This window comes from Pseudomonas sp. SST3 (genome assembly GCF_003325755.1).
Genome location: NZ_QORI02000081.1, coordinates 1 through 5,266, shown reverse-complemented (window position 1 = coordinate 5,266; position 5,266 = coordinate 1). Strand labels below are relative to the sequence as shown.

The window sequence follows — 5,266 nt, the reverse complement described above, 5'->3', positions numbered from 1 at the left end:
CGAGGCGGGTGATGCCCGGATGAATGTTCATGATGCGCCGTGCAAACGCGCACCCGGGCGCACCAGTTCGTCGAGGATCACCAGCAAAACCATCCAGCACCACGATGTCAGCCTTCAACTCCAGCAGGGTGTCATGCAGCCGACGCTCGAAATCCTGCTTGCCGGCGACATGTTCGGCGCTGCCCCGTGGCAGGCGACGATAGGTCGACGGCACGCTGAGCAGCAGGTCATTGACCAACGTGCCTTGCACACGCAAATCCGCCGGGTACAACCACTGGCGACCCGGCTGGTAAGCAAAGCCATAGTCCGCCACCAACTGCTGGTCCCGCGGGTTGTGCTCATCGTCGTCATACACCACGCCTACGAGGTTGTAAGCCTCGCCCAGCGACGTGTCGTTGAGCGAGCCCACCAGAAACTCCAGCACCGATTTCATATAGCGCTCGTGGTCTTTATAGGCCACCGGTTGCCCCGCCTTGTCGGCGGCGGCGTTTCTCAGGGACCAGACATACACCAGGTTCTTTTTCGTCATGTGTTTCGCTCTCGCTCAAAGGGCCACGCACGGCATTGATACACGTGCGCCTACAGAACAAGAACGAACCAGGCCCCGGGCAATTTATCGCCCACTGCCACCGCCCGGCACGCCGCGCTAAATAGTCACGCCACAGCTTCGTTTGTCATGGGTAAGGGTCTGTGTGCCCAGCCCCCTCTTTTTCTACTTTCCGGGAAGTATTTATGACCGACCCCAAGCGCGGCGCCTTCAAAGGTTTGCTCGCATTGCTCAGGCCCTTTCGCACCATCGTGACGGTCTCCGTCGCCCTTGGCATGGCGGGCGGCCTGGCCATTACCTTGCTGTTGGCGACGATTAACAATGCCCTGCATTCGGCGGGGGGCATGACCCAGGGTGTGGTGTTGACCTTCGCCGCATTGTGCGTGGTGGCGCTGGTCAGCTCGATTATTTCCGACATCGGCACCAACTTAACCGTCGGGCAACGGATCATTGCCGCCCTGCGCAAGGACCTGGGTGAAAAAGTGCTGTCAGCGCCCATCGGGCAGATCGAGCAATATCGCTCTCACCGCCTGATCCCGGTGCTGACCCACGACGTGGACACCATCAGCGATTTTTCCTTTGCCTTCACGCCCCTGGCCATCGCCGCCACCGTTACCCTGGGATGCCTGGGTTACCTGGCCTACCTGTCCGTGCCGATGTTCCTGATGATGGTGGTCGCAATCATCATCGGCAGCGCCGTGCAATTCATCGCCGGTGGCAAAGGCATTCAGGGCTTCGATCTGGCCCGCAGCCACGAAGATGAATTGCAGCGTTACTACAATGCGATTGCTTCTGGCGCCAAGGAACTGCGCATGCACCGCCCGCGGCGGTTTCGCATGAACACCCACCGCATCCAGGAAACCGCAGACCGCATCAGCGATATCCAGGTGCGTTCGGTCAACATCTATATCCTGGCCAAGACCTTTGGCTCGATGCTGTTCTTCGTGGTCATCGGCCTGGCCCTGGCGATGCAGGCCTACAATCCCAACCCCGATCCCACGGTGATTACCGGCTTCGTGCTGGTACTGCTGTATATGAAAGGCCCGCTGGAACACCTGCTGGGCTATTTGCCCGTGGTTGGCAAGGCGAAGATTGCCTTTGGGCGCATCAGCGAACTGTCGGAGCGCTTTTCTTCGCCCGAGCCCCACTTGTTGATGGACGACAGTGAAGCGCCGAAGCCTGTGGTCAACAGCCTCGAACTGCGCGGCGTCAGCTACAGCCCGCCAGCGGTTGAAGGCAGCCAACCGTTCCACCTGGGGCCGATCAACCTGAGCATCAAACAAGGCGATATCGTGTTTGTCGTCGGCGAGAACGGCAGCGGCAAGACCACCCTGATCAAATTGCTGCTGGGCCTGTATCCGCCTCAGGCGGGTGAGATCCTGCTCAACGGTACAGCGGTGACCGACCCAGCGCGCGACGATTATCGCCAGTTGTTCACCACGGTGTTTTCCGACTATTACCTGTTCGATGACCTGGTACAAGGCAGTGCCACCCAGTCCCTGGACAGCGCCACCCAATACCTTGAGCGCCTGGAAATCGCGCACAAGGTCAGCGTCAAGGACGGTGTGTTCAGCACCACTGACCTGTCCACCGGCCAACGCAAGCGCCTGGCCCTGGTCAATGCCTGGCTGGAGGAGCGCCCGGTACTGGTATTCGACGAATGGGCCGCCGACCAGGACCCGGCCTTCCGCCGCATCTTCTACACCGAGCTGCTGCCGGACCTCAAACGCCTGGGCAAGACCATCATCGTGATCAGCCACGACGACCGTTATTTCGACATCGCCGATCATTTGGTGCGCCTGCGCGCCGGTCAGGTGGTGCATGAGATGGAGCCTGCATGAAGTACCGGAATAATTTTTTCCGTTTTGCGAAGTAGGTAACGTCTCACTAGTGGTAATGAGAACTAAACTCAATAAACACTTAGAATTGCCCACTTAAAACATAGAAGAGAAAGCATCCATGCCAGCACGACTCGGTCTCAGCCCCCTGAGCAAAGCGCTATCCATGCGCCGGGCCCTGAACATCAACCTCTTGCCCAGTACCCTGGCGTTGGCTGTGTCGATGCCGATTGCAGGCTATGTGCAGGCCCAGGAGATCGAGTTGAATATTCCTGCGCAGTCGCTGGGGAGCGCACTGCAGGAATTTGGCCGCCAGACCAATGTGCAAGTGCTCTACAGCCCGGGCGATGTGCAGGGCAAGAACAGCCCCGCCGTCAAGGGCAAGATGCAGCCACAGCAGGCCATAGCTGCATTGCTGGCCGGTAGCCAGACTACCTATAACCTCAATGGCAATACCTTGACCGTCACTGCTGCTGGTAGCGGTGGCGGGCTGGAGCTGAGCCCGACGCAAGTCACTGGCAACATGCTGGGTAACGTCACCGAGAATACCGGCTCCTATACGCCAGGCTCGATTGCCACCGCAACGCGCCTGGTCCTGACGCCCAAGGAAACCCCGCAATCGGTGACCGTCGTCACACGTCAGCACATGGACGACTTTGGCCTGAACAGTGTCGACGACGTGATGCGCCACACGCCGGGCATTACCGTTTCAGCCTTCGATACCGAGCGCAGCAACTACTATGCTCGTGGTTTCTCTATCAACAACTTCCAATATGACGGGATCCCTTCCACCGCACGCAACGTGGCTTACTCGGCGGGGAACACGCTGAGCGACATGGCGATCTACGACCGTGTTGAAGTACTCAAGGGCGCGACTGGCCTGCTGACCGGTGCTGGTTCACTGGGGGCCAACTATCAACCTGGTACGCAAAAAGCCGACCTCTGAGTTCCAAGGTCATGCCACGCTGGGTGCCGGTTCGTGGGACAACTACCGCAGCGAGTTGGATGTGAGTGGCCCGCTGACCGAGACCGGCAATATCCGTGGCCGGGCCGTCGCCGCCTATCAGGACAAACACTCGTTCATGGACCGCTACGAGCGCAAAAGCCCGACTTACTACGGCATCATGGAGTTCGACCTGTCTCCCGATACCCTGCTGACAGTCGGCGGCGATTATCAGGACAGCCTGCCGAAAGGCTCATCCTGGTCGGGCAGTTTCCCATTGATCGACGCCCAGGGTAATCGCAACGACGTTAAGCGCTCGTTCAACAACGCGGCCGACTGGAGCAGTTTGGGAGCAATACACCCGCACCGTCTTCGCCATGTTGGAGCGACGACCTGGGGGATGGCTGGATAAACCAAACTGCAACTGGATCACAAGATCAACGGCTACCACGCACTCATGGGTTCCATTCAGGGTGACACCCCGGGATTGGATGGTAAGTCACAGCTGACTTCGGGCAAATACACCGGTGAAACCGTCAGTGACTCCGCCGATCTGTATGTAAGCGGCCCCTTCAGCCTGGGAGGCAGGGAGCATGAACTGGTATTCGGCGGTTCCATCAGCGCTTCGGAATGGAATGGCAATGGCTACTGGAACCTCGCCCCCAACCTGGTGGACTTCAATAACTGGCACGGCAACGCACCGCAACCTGATTGGGGCAAACCACAATCGAAAATCGACGACACCGTCCGCCAGACCGGCATGTACATGACAACACGGCTGAACCTTGCTGACGACCTGAAGCTGCTGCTCGGTGGCCGGGTAGTCAACTACACGGTGACCGGCTACAACCCTACCTATCGCGAGTCAGGACGCTTCGTACCTTATGTCGGTGCGGTGTACGACCTGAATGACACCTACTCGGTTTACGCCAGCTACACCGATATTTTCATGCCCCAGGAAAGCTATAACCGCGACAGGGACAACAAGCTGCTTGAGCCGGACGAAGGCCAGAATTGGGAGCTGGGTGTAAAGGCCGACTTCCTGGATGGTCGTGTAAACGCCAGTGCGGCCTACTTCGAGATCCATGAAGACAACCGTTCCGTTTCGGACGATGACTACAACAACTTGAAACCTACCCCCTCGAACTACGCGTTCAAAGGCACCCAGGCCGTGACGAAGGGGTACGAGCTGGAGATGTCCGGCGAACTGGCTCCGGGCTGGCAGCTCCAGGCTGGCTATACCCACAAGATTGTGCGTGACGACAAAGACGTCAAGATTTCCACTTTCGAACCCGAAGACCAGGTCAGCCTGTACACCACTTACAAGCTCAAGGGTAATCTTGACAAGTTGACCGTTGGCGGTGGCGCTCGCTGGCAGAGCGTTGGCTGGCAGAATATCTATAACTCTCCCCGTGGTGGCTACGAGGAGTTCTCTCAAGAAGCGTACTGGTTGGTGGACCTGATGACCCGTTATCAATTCACTAAAAACGTGTCGGCGACGCTGAACATCAACAACGTTTTCGACAAGTCCTATTACACCAACATCGGCTTCTACAATTCTGCCGCTTATGGTGAACCCCGTAACTTCATGCTCAGCACTCGCTGGGACTTCTAAAGCAGGATCAGACGCCCCGAGGCAATGACTGCCCGGGGCGGTTTTGTTTTGTCCGAATTTATAGATAGGGCCATAAAAAAGCCCCCAGTCGCTCAAGGTGACTGGGGGCTTTTCATATTGGCCTCTGGTCAGCTCATCGCGGCAGCGAAGCTATGGACGAACTCTGCGTTATCGATTAATCGGTCATGGCTGGTCTCGATCAACACTGAGCGCTCGATCGTTGATTGCACTGCAACTTCCAGCATGCTCGCCTCAATCAATTGATGATGTACCCCAGTACGACTCAAGGTCGCCCACTGGTCCGAGCTGCAATGCTTAGAGGC

Annotated in this window: 2 protein-coding genes and 2 pseudogenes; 2 read left to right on the top strand and 2 right to left on the bottom strand. The window is 57.9% G+C overall.

What is annotated here, in order from left to right; genetic code table 11:
• Positions 1–529, bottom strand: a pseudogene (locus DQ405_RS23810) (N(5)-hydroxyornithine transformylase PvdF); the annotation flags it as partial.
• A gap of 203 nt (positions 530–732) precedes the next feature.
• Here DQ405_RS23810 and DQ405_RS23805 point away from each other — a divergent pair.
• The gene (locus tag DQ405_RS23805) at positions 733–2,388 is read left to right on the top strand and encodes a cyclic peptide export ABC transporter (RefSeq protein ID WP_168426325.1); all 1,656 of its coding nucleotides are present in this window, start codon (positions 733–735) and stop codon (positions 2,386–2,388) included.
• Positions 2,389–2,551: 163 nt separating this feature from the next.
• A pseudogene (locus tag DQ405_RS23800) lies at positions 2,552–4,943 on the top strand (TonB-dependent siderophore receptor).
• A 128-nt stretch (positions 4,944–5,071) separates the two neighbouring features.
• Here the strand turns inward: DQ405_RS23800 and DQ405_RS27265 are convergent.
• Positions 5,072–5,266, bottom strand: a 195-nt coding sequence (locus DQ405_RS27265) for a hypothetical protein (RefSeq protein WP_206678937.1), incomplete at its 5' end; no start/stop codon positions are given.